This window comes from Lysinibacillus sp. BF-4 (assembly GCF_000743635.1).
Taxonomy (GTDB): Bacteria; Bacillota; Bacilli; order Bacillales_A; family Planococcaceae; genus Metalysinibacillus; species Metalysinibacillus saudimassiliensis.
The window spans coordinates 1-25,035 of sequence record NZ_JPUW01000001.1 but is presented as its reverse complement, the minus strand read 5'-3'; the positions used below and the strand labels follow the sequence as shown (position 1 = coordinate 25,035).

Annotated in this window: 25 protein-coding genes, 1 pseudogene and 1 other annotated feature; of the genes and pseudogenes, 2 read left to right on the top strand and 24 right to left on the bottom strand. The window is 39.8% G+C overall.

The features are described from left to right. Window positions 1–15: 15 nt before the first annotated feature. Window positions 16–1,110, top strand: a pseudogene (locus CH76_RS14215) (AraC family transcriptional regulator); the annotation flags it as partial. 97 nt (window positions 1,111–1,207) lie between these two features. On the opposite strand, the gene ileS reads toward CH76_RS14215, so the two are convergent. The 24 genes from ileS to CH76_RS00010 all read right to left on the bottom strand — a co-directional run bounded on the left by ileS (window position 1,208) and on the right by CH76_RS00010 (window position 23,734). Beyond that, the gene (gene ileS / locus CH76_RS14025; protein WP_036141140.1) at window positions 1,208–3,973 is read right to left on the bottom strand and encodes an isoleucine--tRNA ligase; all 2,766 of its coding nucleotides are present in this window, start codon (window positions 3,971–3,973) and stop codon (window positions 1,208–1,210) included. Between the two features lie 38 nt (window positions 3,974–4,011). Continuing rightward, window positions 4,012–4,226, bottom strand: a binding site (T-box leader). A 41-nt stretch (window positions 4,227–4,267) separates the two neighbouring features. Beyond that, window positions 4,268–4,774 carry a DivIVA domain-containing protein gene (locus tag CH76_RS00120; protein WP_036141138.1) on the bottom strand — a complete coding sequence of 169 codons (507 nt, stop codon included), beginning with the start codon at window positions 4,772–4,774 and terminating at the stop codon, window positions 4,268–4,270. Window positions 4,775–4,861: 87 nt separating this feature from the next. After that, complete coding sequence (locus CH76_RS00115) at window positions 4,862–5,644, bottom strand: RNA-binding protein (protein WP_036141135.1); 783 nt, start codon at window positions 5,642–5,644, stop codon at window positions 4,862–4,864. 45 nt (window positions 5,645–5,689) lie between these two features. Then, window positions 5,690–5,959: a YggT family protein gene (locus CH76_RS00110; RefSeq protein WP_051910114.1), complete on the bottom strand. Its 270-nt coding sequence runs from the start codon at window positions 5,957–5,959 to the stop codon at window positions 5,690–5,692. Between the two features lie 13 nt (window positions 5,960–5,972). Beyond that, complete coding sequence (locus tag CH76_RS00105) at window positions 5,973–6,452, bottom strand: cell division protein SepF (protein ID WP_036141132.1); 480 nt, start codon at window positions 6,450–6,452, stop codon at window positions 5,973–5,975. Beyond that, window positions 6,449–7,135 (bottom strand): YggS family pyridoxal phosphate-dependent enzyme, encoded by a 687-nt coding sequence (locus tag CH76_RS00100; RefSeq protein ID WP_036141129.1) that lies wholly within the window; start codon window positions 7,133–7,135, stop codon window positions 6,449–6,451. Before CH76_RS00100 ends, CH76_RS00105 begins: the two co-directional genes overlap by 4 nt. A 131-nt stretch (window positions 7,136–7,266) precedes the next feature. Further along, window positions 7,267–8,412: a cell division protein FtsZ gene (gene ftsZ, locus CH76_RS00095; RefSeq protein ID WP_036141126.1), complete on the bottom strand. Its 1,146-nt coding sequence runs from the start codon at window positions 8,410–8,412 to the stop codon at window positions 7,267–7,269. 31 nt (window positions 8,413–8,443) lie between these two features. Next, window positions 8,444–9,727, bottom strand: a complete 1,284-nt coding sequence (gene ftsA, locus CH76_RS00090; protein ID WP_036141123.1) for a cell division protein FtsA — start codon at window positions 9,725–9,727, stop codon at window positions 8,444–8,446. Window positions 9,728–9,802: 75 nt separating this feature from the next. Next, window positions 9,803–10,183 (bottom strand): small basic family protein, encoded by a 381-nt coding sequence (locus CH76_RS00085; RefSeq protein ID WP_036141121.1) that lies wholly within the window; start codon window positions 10,181–10,183, stop codon window positions 9,803–9,805. 5 nt (window positions 10,184–10,188) lie between these two features. Further along, on the bottom strand, window positions 10,189–10,908 hold the full coding sequence (locus tag CH76_RS00080) for a DUF881 domain-containing protein (protein ID WP_036141118.1): 720 nt from the start codon (window positions 10,906–10,908) through the stop codon (window positions 10,189–10,191). A 26-nt stretch (window positions 10,909–10,934) separates the two neighbouring features. Beyond that, window positions 10,935–11,636 carry a DUF881 domain-containing protein gene (locus tag CH76_RS00075; protein ID WP_051910113.1) on the bottom strand — a complete coding sequence of 234 codons (702 nt, stop codon included), beginning with the start codon at window positions 11,634–11,636 and terminating at the stop codon, window positions 10,935–10,937. Continuing rightward, window positions 11,633–12,517, bottom strand: a complete 885-nt coding sequence (locus CH76_RS00070) for a cell division protein FtsQ/DivIB (protein ID WP_051910112.1) — start codon at window positions 12,515–12,517, stop codon at window positions 11,633–11,635. The genes CH76_RS00075 and CH76_RS00070 overlap by 4 nt, the downstream gene beginning before the upstream one ends. A gap of 13 nt (window positions 12,518–12,530) precedes the next feature. Next, window positions 12,531–13,877 carry a UDP-N-acetylmuramoyl-L-alanine--D-glutamate ligase gene (gene murD / locus CH76_RS00065; protein WP_036141116.1) on the bottom strand — a complete coding sequence of 449 codons (1,347 nt, stop codon included), beginning with the start codon at window positions 13,875–13,877 and terminating at the stop codon, window positions 12,531–12,533. After that, a complete protein-coding gene (mraY, locus tag CH76_RS00060) occupies window positions 13,878–14,849 on the bottom strand; it encodes a phospho-N-acetylmuramoyl-pentapeptide-transferase (RefSeq protein ID WP_036141113.1) in 972 nt (323 codons plus the stop codon). It abuts the gene before it with no gap. A gap of 89 nt (window positions 14,850–14,938) precedes the next feature. Further along, window positions 14,939–17,221, bottom strand: coding sequence for a penicillin-binding protein (locus CH76_RS00055; RefSeq protein WP_081892581.1), 2,283 nt, complete (start codon window positions 17,219–17,221; stop codon window positions 14,939–14,941). Continuing rightward, complete coding sequence (gene ftsL / locus CH76_RS00050) at window positions 17,218–17,574, bottom strand: cell division protein FtsL (RefSeq protein ID WP_051910111.1); 357 nt, start codon at window positions 17,572–17,574, stop codon at window positions 17,218–17,220. Before ftsL ends, CH76_RS00055 begins: the two co-directional genes overlap by 4 nt. 14 nt (window positions 17,575–17,588) lie before the next feature. Continuing rightward, complete coding sequence (gene rsmH, locus CH76_RS00045) at window positions 17,589–18,527, bottom strand: 16S rRNA (cytosine(1402)-N(4))-methyltransferase RsmH (RefSeq protein WP_036141111.1); 939 nt, start codon at window positions 18,525–18,527, stop codon at window positions 17,589–17,591. A gap of 18 nt (window positions 18,528–18,545) precedes the next feature. Next, the gene (gene mraZ / locus CH76_RS00040) at window positions 18,546–18,977 is read right to left on the bottom strand and encodes a division/cell wall cluster transcriptional repressor MraZ (protein WP_036141108.1); all 432 of its coding nucleotides are present in this window, start codon (window positions 18,975–18,977) and stop codon (window positions 18,546–18,548) included. A gap of 195 nt (window positions 18,978–19,172) precedes the next feature. Next, window positions 19,173–20,774: a bacillithiol biosynthesis cysteine-adding enzyme BshC gene (bshC, locus tag CH76_RS00035; RefSeq protein WP_036141106.1), complete on the bottom strand. Its 1,602-nt coding sequence runs from the start codon at window positions 20,772–20,774 to the stop codon at window positions 19,173–19,175. A gap of 80 nt (window positions 20,775–20,854) precedes the next feature. Next, the gene (locus CH76_RS00030; protein WP_036141103.1) at window positions 20,855–21,226 is read right to left on the bottom strand and encodes a DUF3397 family protein; all 372 of its coding nucleotides are present in this window, start codon (window positions 21,224–21,226) and stop codon (window positions 20,855–20,857) included. Continuing rightward, entirely contained in the window at window positions 21,223–22,086 is an 864-nt protein-coding gene (locus CH76_RS00025) for a 2-dehydropantoate 2-reductase (protein ID WP_036141100.1), read from the bottom strand. Before CH76_RS00025 ends, CH76_RS00030 begins: the two co-directional genes overlap by 4 nt. A 46-nt stretch (window positions 22,087–22,132) precedes the next feature. Beyond that, a complete protein-coding gene (locus CH76_RS00020) occupies window positions 22,133–22,897 on the bottom strand; it encodes an enoyl-CoA hydratase/isomerase family protein (protein ID WP_036141097.1) in 765 nt (254 codons plus the stop codon). A gap of 102 nt (window positions 22,898–22,999) precedes the next feature. Beyond that, window positions 23,000–23,173, bottom strand: a complete 174-nt coding sequence (gene rpmF, locus CH76_RS00015; RefSeq protein WP_036141093.1) for a 50S ribosomal protein L32 — start codon at window positions 23,171–23,173, stop codon at window positions 23,000–23,002. Window positions 23,174–23,197: 24 nt separating this feature from the next. Further along, window positions 23,198–23,734: a DUF177 domain-containing protein gene (locus CH76_RS00010; protein WP_036141090.1), complete on the bottom strand. Its 537-nt coding sequence runs from the start codon at window positions 23,732–23,734 to the stop codon at window positions 23,198–23,200. 130 nt (window positions 23,735–23,864) lie between these two features. Here CH76_RS00010 and CH76_RS00005 point away from each other — a divergent pair. Then, the coding region (locus CH76_RS00005; RefSeq protein WP_152553262.1) for a nucleotidyltransferase at window positions 23,865–25,035 on the top strand (1,171 nt) is incomplete at its 3' end.

Sequence of the window (25,035 nt, the reverse complement as noted above, 5' to 3'; positions counted from 1 at the left end):
TAAGGGGTGATATTCATGCTACAAATTTATTGGCAAATGACCAATGCACGGGAGCAACAGCAGTTAATGCAGTGGGTAGAAGCACAGCTTCCTGCACAAACAGCAACATGCCATGTCTCCTGTGATGTATATGTTTATGAGCTCACTACATTATTTGATTGGGTAAAAATTAATCGATTACGCAAACACTGTATCGTCGTTCCAATCATTCCCCTAGAGCTCGCTCACTCATCAGCTATTGCACTTGATTTACAATTACAAGCACTACTTATTAAACCGATTACACAACAAAAACTACTACGCATCGCCAAAAAGCTGTATGCACAAAAACACATACAGCCTCCTGCAACTCCATTTCAAAAAGCTTTTTTACGTAGACTAATAAAAAATGAGGTACTGCACGTCGAGGAAATGCAGCAAGCCTATCATTTTATTTCTGCTAAACACATACCTAATGTTGTGCTTGTTTTACAAGGCTTCGGTCGTACGGACCATCGTAAGGGGTTACCATCAGACGCACAACAATTAATTTTGACACGCCTGCGCCAAGCTTTTGCGCCTATTGCCCAGATTACTTTCCTTCATGCAGAACGCTATTTGGTTGTATTGCTACAAGTACCTACCTCCATTACGTCGTTCAAACATTGGCAACAAGGTGTCACGATTTTAGAGAGCGTTATCACAACACTACGTGATGAGCACAACTGCTATATTTTTATTGGTGTCGGTAAAATTTACCGCGATGCACTTTATCTACATCACTCTTATCGTCAAGCCAAACTCGCACGCAGACGCCCTGCTTTGCACAATTTACATTTGCGTTATTACGAGGACCTTACTGCACATGAACCAATGCAACAAGCTATCTCTTATATTGAGCAACACCACACAGAGCCATTAACTGTTCAACAAGTAGCGGCACACCTTAACTTTAGTACCTCACACTTCAGCCGAATTTTTAAACGAGAGGTTGGTAGGAGTTTTGTTGACTATGTTGCGATTACACGCATTAATAAATCGCTCCCTTATTTGCGTAAACATCAATATAAATTGGATATTATTTCGACGAAAGTCGGCTTTAATACACCCAATTATTTTAGTATGAGCTTTAAAAAATATGTGGCTTTTCGCCAAAAGTTTATCGCAATACGCAGGAGTTTTTATTCATATAAAAAAAGCGCTCCCCTAAGGGAACGCTTTTTTTTAGTTATTCTACGTCTGTGTAGTAATTTTCTACAACGTCCGCACAACGTTTACAAAGTGTTGGATGTGCTTCGCTCTCGCCAACTGTTTCAGAAATTGACCAGCAACGCTCACATTTTTCACCTTCAGCTTTTGTAACAACAATCGCTAACTTACCTGTAGCAAGTGCTTCAGCAGGTGCTTGCGCTTTGTCTAATGTTACAAAATCCGAAACGATGCATAGCTCTGCAAAATTCATGCCCGCGCTAGTTAAAATAGCCGCTTCGTCGCTATCTGCATATACAGTAACTTTTGCTTCTAATGATTTACCAATTGTTTTCGCATTACGTGCTTCTTCTAAAGCTTTTAATACTTCATCACGTAGGGCAATAACATTTTCCCACTTCGCACGTAGCTCTGTAAATACCTCATGCTCTACTGGTGCTGGGAAGTCCGTTAATTGTACAGAAGCTTCTTCCATACCCATTACAGCCCAAAGCTCGTCCGTTGTATGTGGAATGATTGGTGTTAAAACTTTAACTAACGTCATTAACGTATCATACATCACTGTTTGCATCGCACGACGCGCTGCATTGTCATAGCCTTCGATGTACACAACATCTTTAGCAATATCTAAGTAGAATGAGCTAAGCTCAACTGCTACAAAGTTATTTACCGTATGATAGACTGCCGCAAAGTCATAACGCTCATACGCTGCGTCTACTGCCTTTAATACATCTTGTAGGCGCATATACATATATTTGTCCATCTCGCGTAAATCAGCAAAGGCTACACGGTCTGTCGCTTCGTTAAAGTCTGTAACATTACCATGTAGGAAACGGAATGTATTACGGATTTTACGGTACACTTCTGATACTTGTTTAAATAAAGCATCTGATACGCGCACATCTGCTGTGTAATCTACTGATGCTGCCCATAAACGTAAAATATCAGCACCCATTTGGTTCATTACTTTCACTGGTGCAATCGTATTACCTAATGATTTACTCATCTTACGTCCCTTATCATCTAGCGTAAAGCCGTGTGATAATAAACCTTTGTATGGTGCAACACCATTAATCGCTACACTTGTAATAAGTGATGAGTTAAACCATCCACGATATTGGTCAGAGCCTTCTAGGTAAAGGTCAGCAGGATATTTCATGCCGCGCTCTACTAGCACACCTTGGTGTGTTGACCCTGAGTCAAACCAAACGTCCATGATGTCATTTTCTTTCGTAAATTTACCATTTGGGCTACCTTCATGTGTAAAGCCTGCTGGTAATAAATCTTTTGCTTCACGCTTAAACCAAATATTTGAGCCATGCTCACGGAATAATTGTGATACGTGTGCAATTGTTTCTGGCGTAATGATTGGTTCTTCATTTTCTGCATAAAAAATCGGAATTGGTACACCCCACGCACGTTGGCGAGAAATTACCCAGTCACCGCGGTCACGAATCATATTATAAAGACGTGTTTTACCCCATGCTGGCGTAAATGTCGTATTGTCTACTGCTGTTAATAATTCGTCACGGAATGCATCAATTGATGCAAACCATTGTGGCGTTGCACGATAAATAACAGGTTTCTTTGTGCGCCAGTCATGTGGGTATGAGTGCGTAAAGAATGTTAATTTTTCTAATGCGCCTAGTTCTTCTAATTTTTCTGTTACAAGCTTATTAGCATTGTCATAGAAAATCCCCTCAAAGCCTGGTGCTTCTTCTGTAAACACACCACGATTATCAACAGGGCTAAGGATTGGTAAATCGTATTGTTTACCGATTTGGTAGTCATCCTCACCATGTCCTGGTGCAGTATGAACACAGCCTGTACCTGCATCAATCGTTACATGCTCACCAACCATAACAAGTGAATCACGATCATAAAATGGATGCTGTGCTACTACGCGGTCTAGCGCCTGTCCTTTTACTTCTTGTACGATTTCGTAGTTTTCCCACTCTAGCTCTTTAGCTACTGTGTCTAGTAAATCTTTAGCAACAATAAATTTAGTATCCGCTACTTGTACAACAGCATAAATAAATTCTGGGTGTACAGAGATACCAAGGTTTGCTGGTAAAGTCCAAGGTGTTGTTGTCCAAATAATAAATTTAGCATCTGCTGGTACAACATCCTTCGCGTCTTTTACCGCAAAACTTACGTAAATTGAAGGTGACTGCTTATCTTGATACTCAATTTCTGCTTCAGCTAATGCTGACTCAGAAGATGGTGACCAGTAAACGGGTTTCAGCCCTTTATAAATATAGCCCTTCTCTGCCATTTTACCGAAGACTTCGATTTGACGCGCTTCAACTTCTGGTTGCAGCGTAATGTATGGGTTATCCCAATCACCACGTACACCTAAGCGACGGAATTGGCCTTTTTGTAATTCGATTTGCTCCATCGCATATTTTTCACATAGTTCACGGAATTCAGCGATTGACATTTCCTTACGCTTAACACCTTTATTTGTTAATGCCTGCTCAATTGGTAAACCATGCGTATCCCAACCTGGCACATACGGTACATGGTAACCTGTCATTGAACGATGGCGGTTAATCATGTCTTTTAAAATTTTATTCATGGCATGGCCTAAATGGATTTCGCCATTAGCAAAAGGAGGGCCATCATGCAGTACAAAATGTGGACGATCCTTCGTGCGTTCAAGCTGTAATTTGTCAATGTCCATAGCATCCCATTTTTCTTGCATCTTTGGTTCATTGTTTGGCAGATTTCCGCGCATTGGGAAGTCTGTCTTCGGCATTAATAATGTTTTTTTGTATTCAACCATTGTTTTTTCCTCCTTAAATATAAAAAAGCCCCATCCCGGAAAGGGACGAAGCTTTAGTTTCGTGGTACCACCCTAATTTATAGTGCGCGCACTATGTCTTAGACGCATTAACGCTGCGTAACGAAATGGCTTACTACTATTCAGCCATTTAACTCAGGAATGATGTTCAAATACTTGTATTAACTAGGCTCGCACCACCCCTAGCTCGCTATATAATAACCGTGTACCCTACTGTTTCCTTCAAAGATTTAAATTATCTAATTGTTGTAAGTATAGAAAAACCACAACCAAACGTCAAGCCTCTTCGTCATTAATCGTTGGTAATAGCTCATTTTCAGCTGTATCTAGTAAATGATCCCAGTCATCTGTGTTTAATAAATCAAGCTGTGCTTCAACCAACATTTTAAAACGATTACGGAACACTTTTGATTGCTTTGTTAATTCTTCCACTTCGATAGTTGCTTTACGCGACTTAACTAGTGCCTCGTTGACAATACGCTCTGCATTCTTCTCGGCTTCTTTAACAATTAACTTGGCTTCTTTTTGTGAGTTGCGACGTACTTCGTCTGCTGCCTCTTGTGCAATAACAATCGACTTTTGTAATGTTGATTCCATTGTATTAAAGTGGTCAGCTTTTTCCTGTAGCATGGCTACTTGCTGTTCCAACTCTTTTTTCTCACGAATAATAATTTCGTAATCCTGAATGATTTGGTCTAAAAATTCGTTGACCTCATCCTCAGCATAGCCACGAAATGAACGTGTGAACTCTTTGTTGTTTATATCTATAGGTGATAACGGCATAGCATCCTTCTCTCCTTTTAAACCAATTAACATTTTCTTTACATTATACACGTTTACATCAAATATTTACACAACAATTCGGTAAAATTACGCAATGAGTGTGCCTAAAATGACTTTAATTTTTTGCTTGCGTGTACGACCTTCAATTGCTAAAACCTTTAAACGACCATAGCCGCGCACTGACAATAGGTCCTCTTCTTGCAACTCAAATGCACGGTCTTCTCGCACAGTATGATTTACTTTTACACGCCCTGCTGTGATAAGTTGTTGCGCTTTTTGTCGACTAATAGATAATGCGCTTGCTAAGACGACATCTAAACGCATTGAGCTTACGGTCTGCATCTGCTCTTGCCATTCTTCTGTTATTTGCGGCAATGCTTGGGCTAATGAAATTTCTTCTAGGCTCACTTTAGCTTTCCCTACTGAGGTGACTTGCAAACGTAAAAACTCACTAATCTCTTTACTCACAGCAAACTGTACACAATCATCAGCTAAACGAATATCACCAAAACGCTTGCGTTCAACGCCATTTGACATTAAGGCGCCTAAAATTTGCGGATGCTCTAAAGTTACAAATTTTGTTGCATAATGAATAGAAAATAAAGTAATCGCAAAATCTTCTACGCTTGGTTCATAATAACTCGGATAAATAAGCATACGCTGTCGCTCTGCTCCTTCAAATCCACCTTCTGATGCTAAGCTAATGTCATCTTGTTGTTGGATAATTGCCTGTACAATGAAGCGCTCACGCGGATCCAAAAAGTCTGTTAACTTAGGTGCATAACGGTCTTCTACCTCACGTTGCCATCCCACTACCTGCTCAATAAATGGTCGTTCTTCACTTCTAAAGTGCTGTATAATATTGTCCATTATTTTCTCCCTTTAAAAAAATCCTTACCAAAGTAAGGATTTTGCTTATAATAATATCCAACTTAATACTTTTAAAATACCCGTTGCAATTAAATTCAATGAAAAAATAGCAATAATCGGCGAAAAATCAATCATGCCAAGTGGCGGAATAATTTTACGAAATAGCCCTAAATAAGGCTCAGCTACTTTAGCTAAAAGTTCACCAAATTTTGATTCCTGTGCTGCTGGTACCCAACTCATTAGAATATATAAAATTAATAAGATGGAGTAGGCATTAAATACACTAAGTACGATGGATTGAATCTCATAATACATCAATAATATTACCTCACTCGGTCGTCTGATTTGTAAGTAGTTGTTGTACGTCGCCTTCAATCTCAACATTGGCAGGCGAGCTTAAAAATACATCTGTGCTTATTTTCTTAAACGTCGCACCCATCACATAGGTTGCACCGCCAATAAAGTCAATTACACGCTTAGCCTGCTTACCATCTAATAAATGAATATTAATGACAACCGTTTGCTCATCACGAATACAATCACTAATGGCTTGCACCTCTGCATAGCTGTTAGGTTCAAACACACGCACTTTTGGTGTTTGCTGTTGATGATTACTAGGAACAGCTTGAAGCTTTACAACATTATTACCTTCATTTGTGTGCTGTGGTTTGACAACACGTGGGCGTTGTTGTTGCATTTGCTGTTGCATCTGAAAATTCGCTGGTTGCTGTGGCTCAGGTGTAGCGTCTAATTCTTCGAACTCCTCATCACCATAAAAAAAACTTTTCCATTTACTCTTTTTTGTCATTTCGCTTCCTCACTTTCATTACCAACTAAAGCTGTGCCGATGCGAACGTAAGTAGCTCCTTCTTCAATGGCAATTGTATAGTCATTCGACATCCCCATTGATAGCTCTTTGCATGGTGCGAATGGTAATTGTAATGCAGCTACTTGTTGTTGCAATTGCTTTAAGTCACGAAATACAGTACGAATCTGTTGTTCATCAGCATCCAATGGTGCCATTGTCATTAGCCCCACTACCTCAATTTTATCCATAGTTGCTAAAGATTCAATGAAATCAATTGCTTCAGCCGCAGCTAAACCATGCTTACTATCCTCGCCTGATACATTAACTTGGACAAAACATTTTACTCGTTGCTCTGCGCGCTTATTAATTTCAGTTGCTAAGCTTAAACGATCTAAAGAATGTAAATAGTGAATTGAATTAATAACTTGACGTACTTTACGTGTTTGTAATGTACCAATATAATGCCAAGTTGCGCCTGTGATTTCTTGTTGCTTAGCAACTAATCCTTCAGGTCGATTTTCACCTAAATCCAAGATGCCTGCTTCTAGCGCTTCTTGAGTACGTGCTAGTGAAACAGCCTTCGTTACTGCAATTACTGTAACATCTTGTTGAAATTGGCTAACACGCTTTGCGTCTGCTACCTGCTGGTTAATTTGCTTTAAATTATCAACGATTTTTGTCAATTTTCTCCCAACTTTACATCTATAATTTATCCTCATTGTAACAAGCACCCCGTAATATATCAACTACACACCTTTCACAATAAAAAAACTCAGAAGCGCTTAGTTAAGGGCTTCTGAGCATTTTTTACAAATTATTGACGGTTACGATTACGTAAGAAGGCTGGCACATCTAGCTCATCTTCTTGTGAGTAAGTCGGTTGCTGTGGTTGATATTGTGGCGCTTCCTGTACAGGCGCTTGGTGCTCTTGTACTGGTGGTTGCGTTGCACGTGGCTTACGCATAAATTGCGTACCCATATTTTCGATAACAGGAGGTGCCTGTTGATCTTCACTAAAACCTGTCGCGATAACTGTTACAATAATTTCATCTTTTAAATTATCATTAATAACAGAACCAAAAATCATGTTTACTTCTTCATCCGACGCAGCTGCAACAATCTCTGCCGCATCTTGTACTTCGTATAAGCTCAAGTTTGAGCCACCCGTAATGTTCATCAAGACGCCCTTTGCTCCTGAGATTGATGATTCAAGTAATGGACTTGAAATAGCTTTTTTAGCTGCTTCAGCTGAACGATTTTCGCCTGTTGCGATACCAATACCCATTAATGCTGAACCTTTATTAGACATAATTGTTTTTACGTCAGCAAAGTCTAAGTTAATTAAACCAGGTGTTGCGATTAAATCTGAGATACCTTGAACACCTTGACGTAATACATTATCAGCCTCAATAAATGCTTCAAGCATTGGTGTACTCTTATCAACGATTTCTAATAATTTATCATTTGGAATAACAATTAATGTATCAACAGCTTCTTTTAATGCTGCGATACCACCAAGTGCTTGTTTTTGTCGCTTTAAGCCCTCAAAACTAAATGGCTTAGTTACAACACCAACAGTTAATGCACCTAGGTCATGTGCGATTTGAGCAATCACAGGAGCTGCTCCTGTACCTGTACCACCGCCCATACCAGCAGTAACAAATACCATATCAGCACCTTTAAGCATTTCTTCTAATTGTTCTCGGCTTTCTTCAGCGGCTTTTTTACCAACCTCTGGGTTAGCACCTGCACCTAAACCTCTTGTTAACTTCATACCCATTTGTAGGCGGTTATCTGCCTTAGAGTCTTTTAGCGCTTGCGAATCTGTATTAACAGCAATAAAGTCAACACCTTGTACGCCGTGTTCAATCATGCGGTTAACAGCGTTATTACCGCCGCCCCCAACACCAATTACTTTTATTACAGCCATTTGATCTAAACTCGTATCAAAATCCAACATACTATTTTCCTCCTACCATAAAATTCCCTTATTATTCGAATATGCTATTAAACATTTTACTTACTTTGGATTTCCAACTTGGGCGCTTCTCTTGTGGTTCTTCGCCGTCAGTCGTATCATCATAATACACTTCTTCTGTAGCATGAGCCGTTTGCGCCGGTTGCATTGGCGCAGTCATTTCACGGTTAAAGAAGTTATCGTGCTGTGTTGCATAATCAATGAGCCCGACCGCTGCTGCATAACCTGGTTCGCGCACTGAAATGAACTGTGGTGTATAAATTCTAACACGCGTTTGCATCACTTGACGAGTAAGAGGCGCTATTCCTTCAATCATGGCGCAACCTCCAGTTAAAACTACACCACCTGGTAAGTCTCTTACGCCCATTTGCGCAAGTGCATCAATAGCGAATTCTAATATTTCAACAAGGCGAGCGCCCATAATTTCTGATAAATAGCGTTGGCTATACTGCTCTACTGTATCCGTACCCTCAATTGGCACTTCGAAAAACTCTTGATCTGAAGCATCGCTATTAAAAGCATGACCGTATTGCTTTTTAATATACTCTGCTTGTGTAGTTGATGTTTTTAATACGATAGAAATATCTTGCGTAATATTATCGCCACCTAGAGGCACTACCTTTGCATTTTGCAAAATGCCTTCCTCATAGTAGGACACCGTCGTTGAGCTACCACCAATATCAATACAAGCTGTACCTTGATACTTCTCGTCTTTTGTTAAAGCCGCATGACCAACAACTAATGGTTGGAAATAAATTTCATTAATACTGATTGAGGCACGCTCTACGCAGCGCAACACATTATGCATTAAAGTGGCTGATGTGGTAATCATCATAGCGTCAACTTCAAGTCGTACGCCAATCATGCCACGAGGGTCTGTAATCCCTTCACAGTCATCTACAGTAAACTGTATTGGCACAACATTAACGCACTCGCGACCTTCAGGGAGCTTATAGCTACTCGCTGAATCCATTACACGCTGTAAATCAGCATTTGTAACTTCTCCGCTCGTTACTGTTACTACACCCTTAACACGTTGAATTTCTGCTTGATGTGCAGAGATGCTCACGACAGCCTCTCTTACTTCATAACCTGTCATTCTCTCCGCATGTGCAATTGCCTCTTGCACTGATTGCAACGTTTTTTCGATATCTACAATAATACCTTTACGCAAACCTTCGGAACGTATATTACTCTCTCCAATAACGTGGAGCTGTGAACCTCGCATTTCACCAATTACTACTTTTACGTTAGATGAACCTATATCAATAGCTGTATATATATTTTGCGAATCCAAATTCGTTGCACCTCCTTATGAATTAAGTCTCTTTTGTTCATTTTATTGTATGTGTTAACGTTTGTCTAAGTAATTTCACATAATCTTATGGTTAGATTGGTTTTTTTTGTTTTTTTTACGCTCGTCGTAACGAACAAGTAAAATTCGGCGTATTACAGCAATATTTTGAAACAGCCTTACACCGAAGGCAAAAATTGCCGCTAAGTATAAATCTACCCCTAAATGTACACCTAGAAATGCTAAACCTGCCGCCAATAAGACATTAAAGAAAAAGCCCGATACAAATACTTTATCGTCATAAACTTCCTGTAATTGAGCTCTTATACCCCCTAATAGTGTATCAAGTGCGGCTAAGACTGCAATAGATAAATAGTTTTGGTAAATTACAGGGATTTGCATATCAGACAAAAGACCTAAGGCTAATCCTAATAGTAAACCAAGTAGTGGTAGCCACATTGCTATCAGTCTCCTTTGTCCATTTGTTGTAAATAATCAACATGCACCTTATCAGCATACTTCGCGATAATTACTTCCTCTTGTGGCTCACTAACTTCTAGTATGACATCGTCTAAATAAAAACTATCAATTAAGGTTGATGCCTCTAACTGTGACTTTAATTTCTTTGCCTCCTCCATATTCATCGTCCCAACTTGAATAGCTAGAGGTGGCATAGCTAAAGGCTTGCCATTAACTGTAGTTTTGCCATTAATATCTCGAATGGCAGAAGTTTGAATCATGCGCTGATTATCAATAGCTATTGTTACCGCTTTGAATTCGTATAGCGAGTTAACTAACTGCATTAATAGCGCAGGTGGTACAGGCGCTAATGTTGTTCCTAGCGCTATTGCTTCTGGTGACGGCTTTAAAATTAATTGCACGCCAGGACCTGTATACGTGGTTAGTCCCACATCACTCTCTAGGCGTTCTACGGTTTCACGTAGCGCTACTTCCGGACTACTTTGTGCTACGCTTTCATAACGTTTCATTACTTCGTTCAATGTGCGAATTTCTTTTAATAAATCAGAGTGTCTTCTTTTCTCTTGTGCTAATTCCTCCCTGACTTCCCAAACATCTCGCGTATCTCGCTCTACTGGTTGCTGTACAGTGTTATAAAGGACGGCCATCATTACACCAATAATAAATAACACTATCGTAATACGAATATAATATGATGTGTTCATTCATTACCCCTCCTCACAAATTCCACTCACATCCCCTGCTTATTCGCAACCATTTCAATCATACGATTTTCCTCGACTGTTACGACAATATTGTCATGTAACAGCTGATCTAATACGCCTCCTCGCAAATTTAACGAAGCATTGATGGTATCGTTATCTCCGATTGCTTCTATTGTAAATGGTGCTGGAAACTGCTTACCGTCTACAACAATGACAGGACCTGTACAACGAATGTAAGAATTCGTGCGTAACCGTTGACCATTAATAGCTATAGCCTCAGCTCCAGCAATTTTCAGTTCATTAATTACCGTAAAAACATGACTTTCATGTACAATATATTCGTTTGGATTAACACTTGCAGGATTATAATCCGCATCAGCCAATGTGACTTTTACGCCCTTCCCCTTCGTAGAAATCGTCCCCAACATAAGACGCAAATCATCAGCTTCTTCTACAACCTGTTCATAATCTGTATCTGCAACTTTTTTTTCATAATCACGTACCGCTGTGGTGAGCTCATGTACTTCAGCTGCCAATTGTTTGTTACGCTCCTGTTGATCAATGAGTTGCTCACGGTAATTGTCTTCGCGCTCATAAGTTTGCAAGTCTGCCACTGTCATCATACGTTCTTCCTTAGTTAAGTTGTATGAATAACCAATAATAAATCCTGCTGCTATACAAACGACTAACATAAAAAATTGTTTCCGAGAAAATACAATATGCTTCATTGCTCTTCAACACCTTCTGTAACTGGCACCGTCTCAACACCCTCAGTACTTCCTTCTTCAACAGGTGGTGGTAACTCCTCAAGTGGAAGTTGTACTTGTTCTTGCATATCTACAGGTTCTTTTAACTCCACAACACCATATTGCTCATTATATGGACGATAGGAAGCACCGACCTCTAAATCAATGACGCCTTTTTCGCCTACTGGGATTTGCGCCACAATTTCAGGATAGTATTTCAATTTATCTGCTAGTGTGGGTGTCATCGCAAATACTTCAAAACTATCATTCATAAACATTTGTAACAAATAAGGTGAGGTTTCTGTTTTCTTATTAGTAATTTGAGAAATTAACGCTAATACCTCTGGTGGTAGTTGTGCAAGTTGTTGGCTCAGCTCTTTACGTTCTTTTTTATCTTCAAAGCCTTGAAGTAACGGCGCATCCATCGGCAGTAAACCTGCCGCTTCATAAAATGTTCCGTTTTCTAGTACACCAACATAGCTAGTATCTTTTAGCATATACGCTACATTGGTCCATTCTTTTACGGTTACTGTTACTTTACGGGGCCATTGTTTTTTAATTGATACTTTTTTAACGATGTCCTTACCCTCAATGGCAGCTTTACTTTCTTTTATAGGTAAACGCCACATAGAGTCTCCTTCTTTAAACGCCAAGAGCTTAAGGTATGTTTCTTTATCAAGCAACTGTGCTCCCTCAACATTAATCGCTTTAATCTTACTGTAAGAGGACTGCATATAAATGAAGATGGCGAATAGTACAAGTAACACTGCTAGTAATCCAACGAACTTCATATTTGTTTTACGCTTCCGTCTTCTTTTTAATGCAGGAATACGCTCCTCCAAATCAATTACTTTTTTGTCCATTCGCTCAACTCCTTTACTGTTTAGCTACCGCATCGATAAATGCATCACCGCGGATTTCGAAACTGTCATATTGGTCCCAGCTTGCACATGCAGGTGATAGTAGTACAGTGTCTCCTTTAGTCGCAAGTGTACGTGCCACTTGAACTGCCTCTGTTACATCTTCTACAAGCATTGCCGTAATACCTTTATCTGTCATAAAATCAGCAAGTCGTTGCTTTGTTTCACCAAAGGTAATAACAGCTTTAACATTTTGTAGTGCGTCTGTTAATTCATCAAAACTATGATGACGCTCTAAGCCACCTGCTAATAAAATAGTAGGTGCATTAAAAGCTAATAAGGCGCTCTTTGTTGCAAGGCAGTTTGTTGCCTTAGAATCGTTATACCATTTCACACCCTGCTGTTCAGCAACAAATTGTGTACGATGCTTAACACCACCAAAGTGTTTTAATACCTCTTGCAAAGGCTGTACATCGCTTCCTAATAAAATACAAGTTGCTACAGCAGCTAAAATATTTTGTAAGTTATGCTCACCTGGTAGCGCAATCTCATCGCGTGATAAAATTGCATCTCCCTGCCAATAAATCATTGTTGCATCTGCACTAATACCTTGCTCAGTACGTCCTGCTGTTGTAAAAGGAATTTTTTGAGCCTTACTACGCTGTGCATAATTTGCTACAACTTCTTGGTCAGCGTTGTAAATAAAGTAATCGCTTGCATCTTGTTGCTTAGTAACCGCAAACTTCGCTTCTGCGTAACCTTCAAATGTACCGTGGTAATCTAAATGCGCATCATATAAATTTAAAAGTACCGCAATTTTTGGTTTGAACTGTGATACCCCCATCAATTGGAACGAAGATAACTCTGTTACAATCACATTAGCTGGTGTTACCTCTCTTGCTACACCACATGCAACTGTACCAATATTACCTGCAATCTTTGGTTGTTGCTGTGCTGCCTGTAGCATGTCATATACTAATGTAGTCGTTGTCGTTTTACCATTAGAGCCTGTGATACCAATCATCGGTGCTTCACTTACTAAATAGGCAAGCTCTATTTCTGTCCACACTGCTATGCCGCGTGCTACAGCATCACTAATAATAGGATTTGTGTATGGAATACCAGGGTTTTTCACCACAAGTTCAAACCCTTCATCTAATAAATCTTCTGGGTGACGCCCACAAATTACGGTAATACCTTTTTCAAGTAATTGTTGCGCTTCTTTATTTTCTTCAAAAGGCTTTGCATCATTTACTGTTACAAATGCCCCTAAGTCATGTAATAACTCTGCTGCGGCTAAGCCACTTTTTGCTAAACCTAGTACTAATACTTTTTTATGCTGTAAATTTGTATATGGCTTCATTTACATTACCCCCATCATAATGCCTGCAACGGCAGCAATAATACCTGTTGTCCAAAAGACAATTACTACTTTCCATTCTGACCAACCTGATAACTCAAAGTGGTGATGGATGGGACTCATTTTAAAAATACGTTTCCCACGTAATTTAAAGCTACCCACTTGTAAAATAACAGATAGCGTTTCGATAACAAATACGATACCAATTATAAGTAGTAAAAACTCTTGCTTTGTTAGTACTGAGAGCATCGCAAGTCCACCGCCAAGTGCTAGCGAACCTGTGTCACCCATAAATACTTTAGCTGGGTTTTTGTTAAATAATAAGAAGCCGAGCATTGCACCTGCTACAACGAATGCAAAGAAGGCCACATCGCCTTGCTCTTGAATGTAGGCGATAATACCGTAAGCTGCAAAAGCAACTACAGATAATCCTGAAGCTAGACCATCTAAGCCATCTGTTAAGTTAACAGCATTTGAGAACCCTACTAACCAAAAGATTAAAAAGCCTACATACAGCATACCCAAATCAACTGACCAATCAACTAACGGTATCGTTACAGATGTATCAAATTCATTACCGCGCAGTAATAAGTATGCAACAATTGCAATAATAATTTGTCCAATTAATTTTTGAATAGACGTTAAGCCTAAATTTCGCTTAAAAATTACTTTTAAACCATCATCTAAAAATCCAATGACTCCAAATCCTAAAAATACAAGTAATAGTGTTGATGTTTGAGTAGTCATGAAATTAAAGACAAAGCCTAACACTATAGTGACTACTAAAATTGATACTAAGAAAATCAAACCACCCATAGTTGGTGTGCCAGCCTTTTTAAAATGTGATTCTGGTCCTTCTTCTCGAATACTTTGACCAAATTTTAATCGCTGTAATAAGGGAATTCCTACCGGTGCTAGCGCTACCGTTAAAATAAATGCTGCTGCAAACACAATTGCAATCGTTGAAACTGTCATGAAAATACGTTCTCCTTTTTATCCATTTATGTAAACACCTAAAGGAGTTGTCATTTTACATGACAACTCCTTTCTTATTAGGCTAACTACTATCCTACGCCACCTGGCTCAATATTTGGATTATCAAACTGCTGTAATGACTCTCCTTCTTCTAGGCCCTCATAGCCATCTGGCAGTTTTGGTTCAAGCGGCGGCTCAGCTTTATCTTCTGGCTGCGGCGTAAACCTCTCCTCTGGCGTCTGCAGTCGTAAAACGATAGTTGTATTTTCTGTAACTTGTGTACCTGCCGAAACACTTTGGCTAACAACAAAGCCCTCACCATTTGTTTCGATGGATAAACCTGTTAACGCCTCATAAGTTAAAACACTTTGTTGGGACCAACCTGTAAATGATGGTAACGTACTTGGTCCTTCTGTTTTCAAAAATACACGCGTGCCACTTACGACCGTGCTTCCCTGTTTTGGATATTGCTCAGTAATTGTTTCACCTTCACCAATAATTACTGGTATTAATCCTTTTGCCTCTAATGCAAGTTGTGTGTCTTGCACAGGTTGCTTTGTATAATCCTCAAACTGTATTTTTTCTACGGGCTCAACTTCTGTTGTATTAACATTTAAGTATTTTAAACTGTTACGCATAACTGAATTAAACACTTTAGAAACTGGCTTAGATCCATACTCGCCTGGGCTTAAATTTGGCATGGTAATATCTACATACATAATAATTTGCGGGTCATCTTTAGGAGCCATTCCTAAAAAGCCATAAAGGAAATTATTATTATCAAACGGATAATAACCACTGCCGTCCTCACGTGGTACTTGTGCAGTTGCTGTTTTACCAGCGACTTCATACTCCTCTAGATTGTAACTTTGAGCTGAACCATATTTAGAAGTTACTGTTGAAGCAAGTACATCACGTACTGTTGCGGCTGTTTCTTTTGTAATTGGCTCACCAACCTGCTTTGGTTTGTGCTGCTCAATTACTTTACCTGTTGTATCATCAATGATTTTTTCGATAACAAATGGGCGCATCATTTTACCATCATTTGCAATTGCTGTTGCACCTTGTATTAATTGAATAGGTGTAAACGTACTACCTTGACCAAAGGCTGTAGTAATACGCTCAATTGGCTCTTGATTAAGCAGCACTCCACTTGCTTCGTTTGGTAAATCAATACCCGTTGGTTTACCAAAGCCAAATCGATCGAGATACGTATAAAACTTATCTGTCCCCATAATGTCTAGCATATGTGCAATCGCTGTATTAGAAGAACGCTGAAGCCCTTCTAAATACGTAATCGTACCCCAACCTTGTAAATTATGGTCTCTAATTGCTGTGCCATTAACATTATAACTACCTGATTGGTAATATGCATTAGGCGTCCAGTTACCTGTATCTACTGCGGCAGCTAGGGTAAACATTTTCATAGTAGAGCCTGGCTCAATAGTTTGCTCAATTGGCGCATTTAACCAGCTCATACCCTCTCCCTCTAATGTCTCAGGGTTAAATGTAGGACGCTGCGTAATAGCTAACACACGCCCTGTTTTAGGGTCAACCATTACTGCTGACATTGCTTTAGGTTTGTACTGTTTGTAAATTTCATCCATTTCTTCTTCTAAGAAGTTTTGAATGTTTTTCACCAATGTAAGCTGTACTGTATCACCATTTTTAGGTGGTTGCACATCGCGCTCACTATTAGGTAAAATCGACGACATTTTAGTACCTTGATACTTTAATAAGCCGTCCTTACCTGTCAGTAAATCATTATAAATATGTTCAAGTCCCATCTCACCAACAAGCTCAATCTTGCCATCCTTATTAACAATAGGTTTGGCGTAACCAATTAGATGAGAGGCAAATGTACCATTAGGGTGAAAGCGTTTTGCTTCACTAGAAAAGTTAATTCCTGCTATTCCCTCTTCTTCAATGGCTTGCTTAGTTGTAAAATCTAAATCCTTACCCGCATTGCCAAACTCTACTTGCGTGCGGTCTGGCAGTGTTAGTTGTTTTAAAATTGCCTTCTCTGACATTTTAATATGCTTCGCTAACACCTTAGCTGTGCTTTTTGGGTCAGTAACATACGGAATTTTCATTTTAACCGCCTGTGGGGTATCTAAAATAGCTTGTAGGCGATATGTTGTTGTGTCTTCAACAATGATAGCCCCTTTACGATCGACAATTTTGCCTCGCTCTGCGGGTAATACTTCTTTACGAGCTCTAATTTCAGTGGCGCGTTCTTTCAAATCATTACCTTGTACTTCACCTGTTACTTGAATGTAAACAATGCGAGTAAATAACGTCAAAAAGACGATACCAAAAGCAAAGAAAAGGAAAAATGCACCTTTACTTCTTCGTTGCTTTTGATTGGTCATTTCGCTGGCACTACCTTTACATTTTGTTCACTTTGCGTAAGGCCTAAACCTTCTGCTTTTTTCCAAATACGCTCTGGCTGTGATAATTCAGTTAACGTTGCTTTTAATTCGCGATTGTCTTGTTGCATCGCTTTTGTTTCAAGCTCTACACCTTTAATTTCTCTCGTCATATCGTAAATGGTCACTTGACGAGTTACTGCAGTAACAGCTAAAGCTATAAAAACGGCAATAAATACAACCATTAATATTTTATCAAATTTGGCAGGTGCATTTGTCTTATATCTTCTTGTTACAACAGGTGGCTTCTGCTGTGGAGGTGTTTGTAATGGTTGCTGATAAGCGCGTTGTGCCATAGTATCACATCCTTTTAATTAGTGTTTTTCTCTGCTATACGTAGCTTTGCCGAACGCGCACGGTTATTACTCGCTAGCTCCTCCTCAGATGGCAAGATTGGCTTGCGATTCACTAAACGTAACGTTGGCTTCATATGATCCGGGATAATAGGTAAATTTGGTGGTAAATCAGGTAATGATGACGCTTCCTTAAATATCGTCTTACAAAGTCGATCTTCAAGTGAATGGAAGGTAATTACACTAATTCGTCCTTTAGGCGCTAATACTTCAATCGCATCTGTGATAGAATCCTCAGCTGCACCTAGCTCATCATTCACTGCAATACGGATGGCTTGGAAAATACGCTTTGCAGGGTGACCGCCTTTACGTCGAGCCGCTGCGGGTATACCCTCTTTAATTAATTCAACAAGTTCTGCTGTTGTTTCAATGGGTGCTTGCTCACGTGCTGCTTCGATTTTACGAGCCACTTGTTTAGAAAACTTCTCTTCGCCGTAGCGGAAGAAAATGCGTACTAAATCTTCGTAAGCCCATTCATTTACAACTTCACGCGCTGTTAATGGTGCACTTTGGTCCATACGCATATCAAGTGGTGCGTCATTATGATAACTAAAGCCTCGCTCTGCTGTATCAAGTTGTGGTGACGATACACCTAAATCGTAAAGCACACCATCAACCTCTGTAATACCAATTGCTGCAAGCTCCTCTTTTAAATATCTAAAATTCGCATGTATAAACGTTACCCTGTTTAAGTAGGATGCTAAACGTTCCTTTGCATTATTAATCGCAATAATGTCTTGATCAAAGCAAATTAATCTACCTTCATCACTTAATTGCTTTACTAAATATTCGCTGTGACCTGCGCCACCGAGTGTACAGTCTACATAAATGCCATCGGGCTGGATGTTCAATCCATCAACCGTTTCGCGCAATAAGACCGTTGTATGATCGAACATAAAACGTATTCCTCCAATTTATCTATCTATAATTAAAATATCTTCTGTTAATCCATCGAGCTGTGTAGAAGCTACTTCATAATAGCTCTGCCAAATTTCAGTTGACCAAACTTCAATGCGAGTACCTACACCAATAATTGTGCATGATTTTGTGAGTTGTGCATAATCGAGGAGATAATTGGGCAAAATAATCCTGCCTTGCTTATCTAGGGTAAGTGCAGTTGCGCCAGAAAAAAACAAGCGCGTTAACGCACGAGCATTACGCTCCATAAGTGGTAGCTGTTTGATGTTGTTTACGACGAGTTGCCATTCAGGCTCGGTATAAATAAAGAGACTTTGGTCCAGTCCGCGCGTTGCAATAAATGTACTACCAAGTGCCGCTCGAAATTTAACAGGCATGGTAATGCGACCCTTGCTATCAAGCGTGTGCTCATACTCACCAATGAACATCTTTTTCACCTCATCACTCTAAATAATGTACCACAAATCCCCACTTTCCTCCACCGAATTTGATATTTATAAGGCATAGCCAACGATTTTAGAATTTTCTATCAATTGAGGTTTGTATCAATATACCTACAAAAAATAACACCCGCTTGAAAAATCGGGTGTTATTGCAAATTCGCTTATTTTTTTCTTTTTTTATTACAACGAAACCACATAATGTTTATATGAGGTCTGTAGGTTTTGCTGACACAATGCATTAATCCAATCCGCACCACAACTTGCAATATATTGGTATGGATTATACGTACGCTCCTGTAAACCGCCATCAGGCAGTAACTCATAATCAAGTACAGCATATTTCGCTAATGCTACCTCATGCTTTATTAAAGTATCTTGCTCCACTTTACGCTGTAAATAATCAAATTGACGAAGATGTAGTTCTTGATTTTTTTGTGTAATTGTTAGCAAAGCTTCAGGCATTTGTTGTAATAGTGTCGCATAGTTTGCTTGCAATGCTTGCTTAGTAGTTGCTAGCGTATCTAATACTTCAGTTGGTTGTACAGAAGCAATAAATGCTTCACGCTTTTTATGGTGTTCACCTGCAAATACTTGCTCAATTGTCAGTTGCAAAGCCTGTAATTGCTTTTGTACATGCGGAGTCACTAAAGTAATGTGTAAACGCGGTGCAAAAATCGGCATTTGCAAATCCATCTCATCGAAGGCCGGTTTTAATGTTGCCCAGTACGCAAGCTCACCAGGTCCACCGACAAAAGCTAATACTGGCAGCACCATCTCCTGCATAAGTGGGCGCGTTACTACGTTATTACTAAGTTGTTCCGGATGCGCAGTAGCTATGTCTACTAACTGTGCTTTGGTGAAAGTATCCTCACCCGTTGTAAATACACCATCTTGCTGTGTCAACAAATGACGAGCACCGTTTTTAACATAAAATAAATTTGCCGCTTCAGTTGTAGCAAAAATAGGTGTACCATAACCTGCTTGTTGTAATCTTTCTTCTTGCATTGTTACAACTTTAGCAATCGCTGGTGCTGACTCAATCAAACGTATGAAATAAGCTGACTCCAACTTACGTAACTTAGGATTAGCTGCATCAACCCATAATAAACCTGCATCATTAAATAGTCCGTGCATTAAATACGTAAAGAAGGCTGTAAAGGTTGTGCTCACTTTAGCTGCTGCGCGTAACTGTGCTATAACTTCTTTAGTGTACGTCTGCTCACCATAATCCGCGATGACCGCATCAATTAATTGCTGTAGTTTTTCTTCTGTAACCTCAGTTGTTGAGGCCATTGTTTTTTCGATAAAGCGATCTTTATATTTGCGCTTATGTAGCCCGTCTTTTGTATACGTAAAAGTATGGTTGATTTCTTCGATGTCATGGTCTTCACCAGCTATCCAAAATACAGGCACTACAGGCACGCCTAATGCAACGCTTTGCTTGCGCGCTAATTGAATTACTGTAATTGCTTTATGCACAGAATAAAGTGGGCCCGTAAATACGCCAGATTGCTGTCCACCAACAATCGCAAACGCACCATTAGCTAATTGCGTTAAATGTTGTTCAGTTGTTGCAGATAATGGATACACACTCATTGACTCACGCATAATAGCTGCAAGTTGCTCACGCTCATAATGTTGGTTTTGTAAATAAGCAAGGCGCTCTGTAAATGCCGCTTCCTCATAAGCATAGCTAAAGAACGACTGAAGCGTAGAACCCTTTGTCCAGTAATCTTCAACGAGTTGATTGTGTAGTGGTGGTGTAACTGCTGTAATTTGCATGAAAAATAACTCCTTAATAATGTTCGTTTTATCCTATAGTGTAACGCTTCTATCTCGAAATCAAAATAATTTTGCTCGACCTAGTTGCTTGTACTGTGATAAAACATACCAACAAGCAAGGTTAAAAAATAAAGTACGGTTAATATAACAAAGTAAATACGCCATGTTTTACGCATTAGCTTTATAATTTCAATGTCCTTTTCTGAACGCCACACTCGAAATGTATTATAAATAGCAATAATAATGAGCAGGCTAAACAACGCATAGCCTAACTGTACGCCAGTCAGTGCCTGCAGTGCTAACGGTACAGAAACCATTAAAAAAACAGTAGTAATATCTGCCGCTCTACCAACGGTTATAAACTTCACTTTTTTACTAAGTACTACCAGTACAATAAAAATACTGTGTGGCAAAAATAATAGCGCACTCAGTATGACTTGCAAAATGCTCACTCACTTGCCCTCCGTTCCTCAATTGCTAATAAAGCATAATATAGTGTATGCAGTGTAGGCAAGACCTGTTGTTGGTTTAATGCCTCCTGTAAAATCGCACCAACAATTGTTGATAGCTCACTTGGTCGTCTGGCTAAAAAATCAGCGCGCATAGACGAGGTATTCATCGCTGTATTGTGACATAATTGCACCACATCTTCAAATCCTACTAGATGTTTTTTATCAGGAAAAGCAGTAATCAGCTCCTCATAGATAGTTTTAAGTAAGTGAAATGCGTGTGTGTTAGTTATTAGTTCGCCATTTGGTAAATCAAGCAGTGCTGTTAACGGATTAATTAAGCTATTGAGCATCGCCTTTTGCCAAAGTACTTCATTCACATCTGCTACATAACTAATAGGTAACGCCTCGCTTGTAAGTTGCCAAATTATATGTTGTTGCGGCGCACTAAGCTTCATAGTACCTGCACCACGCTCATACACCGTTGTATCATTCTTCGTTTCTGCACCTACTGTCAGTGTACCTACTAACACTTCACAAGAAAATTGTTGGGCAAAGGATTGATGAGCCAGTCCATTTTGTAAAAAAACGAGTGTAGTAGTCACTTGTTGCAGTAATGGCTGAAGTGCCATCAAATGGTAAAACTTCACGGTTACAAAATAAATATCTGCCTTTGGCAAGGTCGTCGTTGCTTGTACAAGGTAATTCACACATTGTGTAGGTGTGAGCTTTGTAATCCCGTTGTTCATAATAGCACGCGCTTGCTCCTCACGCCTCACGACCATGATTACTTCGTGTTGTTGTGCATAGTAGGTCGCAAGTAGCTTACCTATCGCACCCGCACCAATAATCGCTATTTTCATACGTGTCCCTCCATTAAAAAAGGCTGCCGTATTGGCAACCTTTGCGTTATTTTTTTGTTTTCGTCAGAAAATTATTAACCGCTTCGTGGTGAGCTTCACTTTCCCAAAGCTTTGCACACAAGCGCACCTCATCCATCACACGCTCATACATATTGCGCTCGCGCCATTTACGTAGCTCAATCTCTTTATAGGCCTGATGTACAGAAGGATGGATTTTGCGCATATTAGCGATAAAGTCATCAAGAGCAAGTTGCTTATCTCCCTCAAACACACGCATTGCCCAACCAATCTCATATAATAGCTCTGCTTCATAAGGTTTTGCATCAATTAACATTTTTAATGCGCGGTCATGTCGCAAACCTCGCTCAAATAAATACGTGCCGCCACCCCAGCCACTCGTAATTGCCAATGTTCCTTGAATAAATCCGCACTTGGCATGACTTGCCACTAAACGAAAATCACAGGCTGTCGCAATTTCACAACCACCACCCACAGCTGCACCATTAATTAAAGCAATCGTTGGTACGTTTAATGTAGCTAAGTCATATAAAATTTTGCCCATCTTACTCAGCATACCAAAAGCTTGTTCTTCAGTTTCGAGTGCATGAAATACAGAAAGGTCCCCACCTGAACAAAATGATTTTTCCCCTGCGCCAGTAATCACTAAAAAGCGCACATCATCATTTGTTTGAATATACGTGATGACCTCTTGTAACCCATCCATCACTTGATCATTAACTGCGTTACGTTTTTCCTCACGGTCAATGGTAAATGTTAAAATCCCATCTTGCTTGTCGATTATGTAAGCCATAATAATTCCCCCTTTGCCTAAAATTGTAGCATATTATGGCATAAAAAAGCTGTTTCAGAGCCATGGTCTCTGAAACAGCCTAGGTATAGCGCAAATACTGTATTATTTGCTTACTACTTCTTTACCTTTGTAATGTCCGCAAGCTTTACATACGCGGTGAGATAGTTTAGCTTCTCCACAGTTTGGGCAAGCTACCATACCAGGTACAGATAGTTTGAAATGCGTACGACGCTTTCTTTTTACAGTTTTAGAAGTTCTTCTAAATGGTACAGCCATGAATGGCACCTCCTTACAGATTGTTTATTCATCTGTTTGATCTAAAAACTTAGCTAAATCAGCTAGTCTAGGATCCACTTTTGGTTCGTCATTTTGCTTTTGCAAAACGAGTTGGTCGTCCGTTTTATACGTCCAGCCCTTACCGTCACGCTCGCGTCGTTCGGAATCATCCTTAAACACTTGCATTGGCACCTCAAGTAGCAAAAGCTCCTCAAGGACAGGCGTTGCGTCAATAACGTCGCCGTCGACATAGTGTATGTCTTCGTCTTCCTCATTGCCACGTAACGCTTCATCAACAAAGCTGAAAATTTCAACTGTATCGACTTCAATCGGATAATTTACATCCTCCCATGTGCGAGCACAAGGAAGCACTAACTCGCCTGACAAGTGCAATTGACAAGTCATTTGCGATGTACTGAATGTACATTGCCCTGTTACATGAATAGGCGAAACTTTACGAATATCAGAATTTCGCTCCATTACATCGTCCAGCTGAACTGTTGCATCAACTGGCATCCCGTCTCGGCGAAACTTAGATAACTGATGAATTGACCATTTCATACGTTTTATCACCTCAAGACAACAATGTTGATTATATAATGTGTGAAATTAGATGTCAAGATATTTTCTTGTCACTTATCTTGAACCTCCGTATAATAATGTACAGTATAACACACAAGGAGGCAATTGTATGAATGCAGTTGGCATTACTGTAGAATATAATCCCTTTCATAACGGACATCTTTATCACGCTGAACAAGCAAGAGAACGCGCAAACGCCGATGTAGTAATTGCTGTTATGAGCGGTAATTTTGTACAGCGCGGCGAGCCTGCACTTATCGACAAATGGGCACGCACACAAATGGCGCTAGATAATGGTGTTGATATTGTCATAGAACTGCCTTATGTTTTTAGCACAGCCTATGCGCCTAACTTCGCAAAAGGTGCTATTACTCTATTAGATGCAATGTGTTGCAATGCCTTTGCTTTTGGTAATGAAAGCGGGGAGGCAACAGACTTTTATGCGACTGTGGATTTATTAACACGTGAGCAACAACGCTACGACGAACTCATTAAGCAAGCAGTAAAAACAGGCATGAGCTACCCGCGTGCTATGGCTAATGCATTTACTACGATTGCACCAACAAATCAGTATATTGATTTAACGCAACCTAATAATATTTTAGGTTTTCACTACGTAAAGAGTGCCGTTGCCTTAGCTAGCACGATGCAAGCCATTACAATCCCTCGTAAGGCGGCAAATTATCACGATGACCATTTCAGCCACAACTCTATCGCAAGCGCCACAGCGATACGTCAGGCGCTTTTAACTACTACATCCATTACAAACTTTGTACCACCTACTACAGCTAAGCTATTAGCAACAAAGCAACACGTAACATGGGCTGATTTTTATCCATTGCTACGTCATACTTTATTGCAATGGTCGCCCGATTTTATTGCAAAATTTGCTGATGTTAATGAAGGTATCGAGTATGCATTAGTTAAAGCGGCTAAGCACGCAACAAATTATGAACAATTTTTAAATCAAATCAAATCAAAGCGTTACACTACAGCACGTTTACAACGTATGCTCACACATATTTTACTAGGTGTTACCCAGCAAGAGCGTGATGCCCTCACTAGCCCTAGTTATATCCGCTTATTAGGTATGACGAGCGAAGGGCAACATTATATGCGGTATACAAAAAAGTTACGCAAGCTCCCTGTTGTTAGCCGTGTTGCTGGTCATCAAGATGCGCTACTCGCGCTCGATTGCAAAGCCACAGCTATTTATAATTTAGCCACAGGTGCCACACAAACAGATTTTAATACACCACCTATTATAAAAGAGGCTGGGA

Bases quoted from the DNA above. Each gene is read 5' to 3' on its own strand.
- CH76_RS00120 (WP_036141138.1), bottom strand. From the start codon at position 4,774: ATGCCGTTATCACCTATAGATATAAACAACAAAGAGTTCACACGTTCA.
- ileS (WP_036141140.1), bottom strand. From the start codon at position 3,973: ATGGTTGAATACAAAAAAACATTATTAATGCCGAAGACAGACTTCCCA.
- CH76_RS00055 (WP_081892581.1), bottom strand. From the start codon at position 17,221: ATGACCAATCAAAAGCAACGAAGAAGTAAAGGTGCATTTTTCCTTTTC.
- mraZ (WP_036141108.1), bottom strand. From the start codon at position 18,977: ATGTTCATTGGTGAGTATGAGCACACGCTTGATAGCAAGGGTCGCATT.
- CH76_RS00075 (WP_051910113.1), bottom strand. From the start codon at position 11,636: ATGAAGCATATTGTATTTTCTCGGAAACAATTTTTTATGTTAGTCGTT.
- ftsZ (WP_036141126.1), bottom strand. From the start codon at position 8,412: ATGTTGGATTTTGATACGAGTTTAGATCAAATGGCTGTAATAAAAGTA.
- murD (WP_036141116.1), bottom strand. From the start codon at position 13,877: ATGAAGCCATATACAAATTTACAGCATAAAAAAGTATTAGTACTAGGT.
- CH76_RS00080 (WP_036141118.1), bottom strand. From the start codon at position 10,908: ATGAACACATCATATTATATTCGTATTACGATAGTGTTATTTATTATT.
- CH76_RS00025 (WP_036141100.1), bottom strand. From the start codon at position 22,086: ATGAAAATAGCGATTATTGGTGCGGGTGCGATAGGTAAGCTACTTGCG.
- CH76_RS00105 (WP_036141132.1), bottom strand. From the start codon at position 6,452: ATGACAAAAAAGAGTAAATGGAAAAGTTTTTTTTATGGTGATGAGGAG.
- CH76_RS00110 (WP_051910114.1), bottom strand. From the start codon at position 5,959: ATGTATTATGAGATTCAATCCATCGTACTTAGTGTATTTAATGCCTAC.
- CH76_RS00085 (WP_036141121.1), bottom strand. From the start codon at position 10,183: ATGTGGCTACCACTACTTGGTTTACTATTAGGATTAGCCTTAGGTCTT.
- rsmH (WP_036141111.1), bottom strand. From the start codon at position 18,527: ATGTTCGATCATACAACGGTCTTATTGCGCGAAACGGTTGATGGATTG.
- CH76_RS00010 (WP_036141090.1), bottom strand. From the start codon at position 23,734: ATGAAATGGTCAATTCATCAGTTATCTAAGTTTCGCCGAGACGGGATG.
- mraY (WP_036141113.1), bottom strand. From the start codon at position 14,849: ATGACAGTTTCAACGATTGCAATTGTGTTTGCAGCAGCATTTATTTTA.
- bshC (WP_036141106.1), bottom strand. From the start codon at position 20,774: ATGCAAATTACAGCAGTTACACCACCACTACACAATCAACTCGTTGAA.
- CH76_RS00115 (WP_036141135.1), bottom strand. From the start codon at position 5,644: ATGGACAATATTATACAGCACTTTAGAAGTGAAGAACGACCATTTATT.
- CH76_RS00020 (WP_036141097.1), bottom strand. From the start codon at position 22,897: ATGGCTTACATAATCGACAAGCAAGATGGGATTTTAACATTTACCATT.
- CH76_RS00070 (WP_051910112.1), bottom strand. From the start codon at position 12,517: ATGGACAAAAAAGTAATTGATTTGGAGGAGCGTATTCCTGCATTAAAA.
- ftsL (WP_051910111.1), bottom strand. From the start codon at position 17,574: ATGGCACAACGCGCTTATCAGCAACCATTACAAACACCTCCACAGCAG.
- rpmF (WP_036141093.1), bottom strand. From the start codon at position 23,173: ATGGCTGTACCATTTAGAAGAACTTCTAAAACTGTAAAAAGAAAGCGT.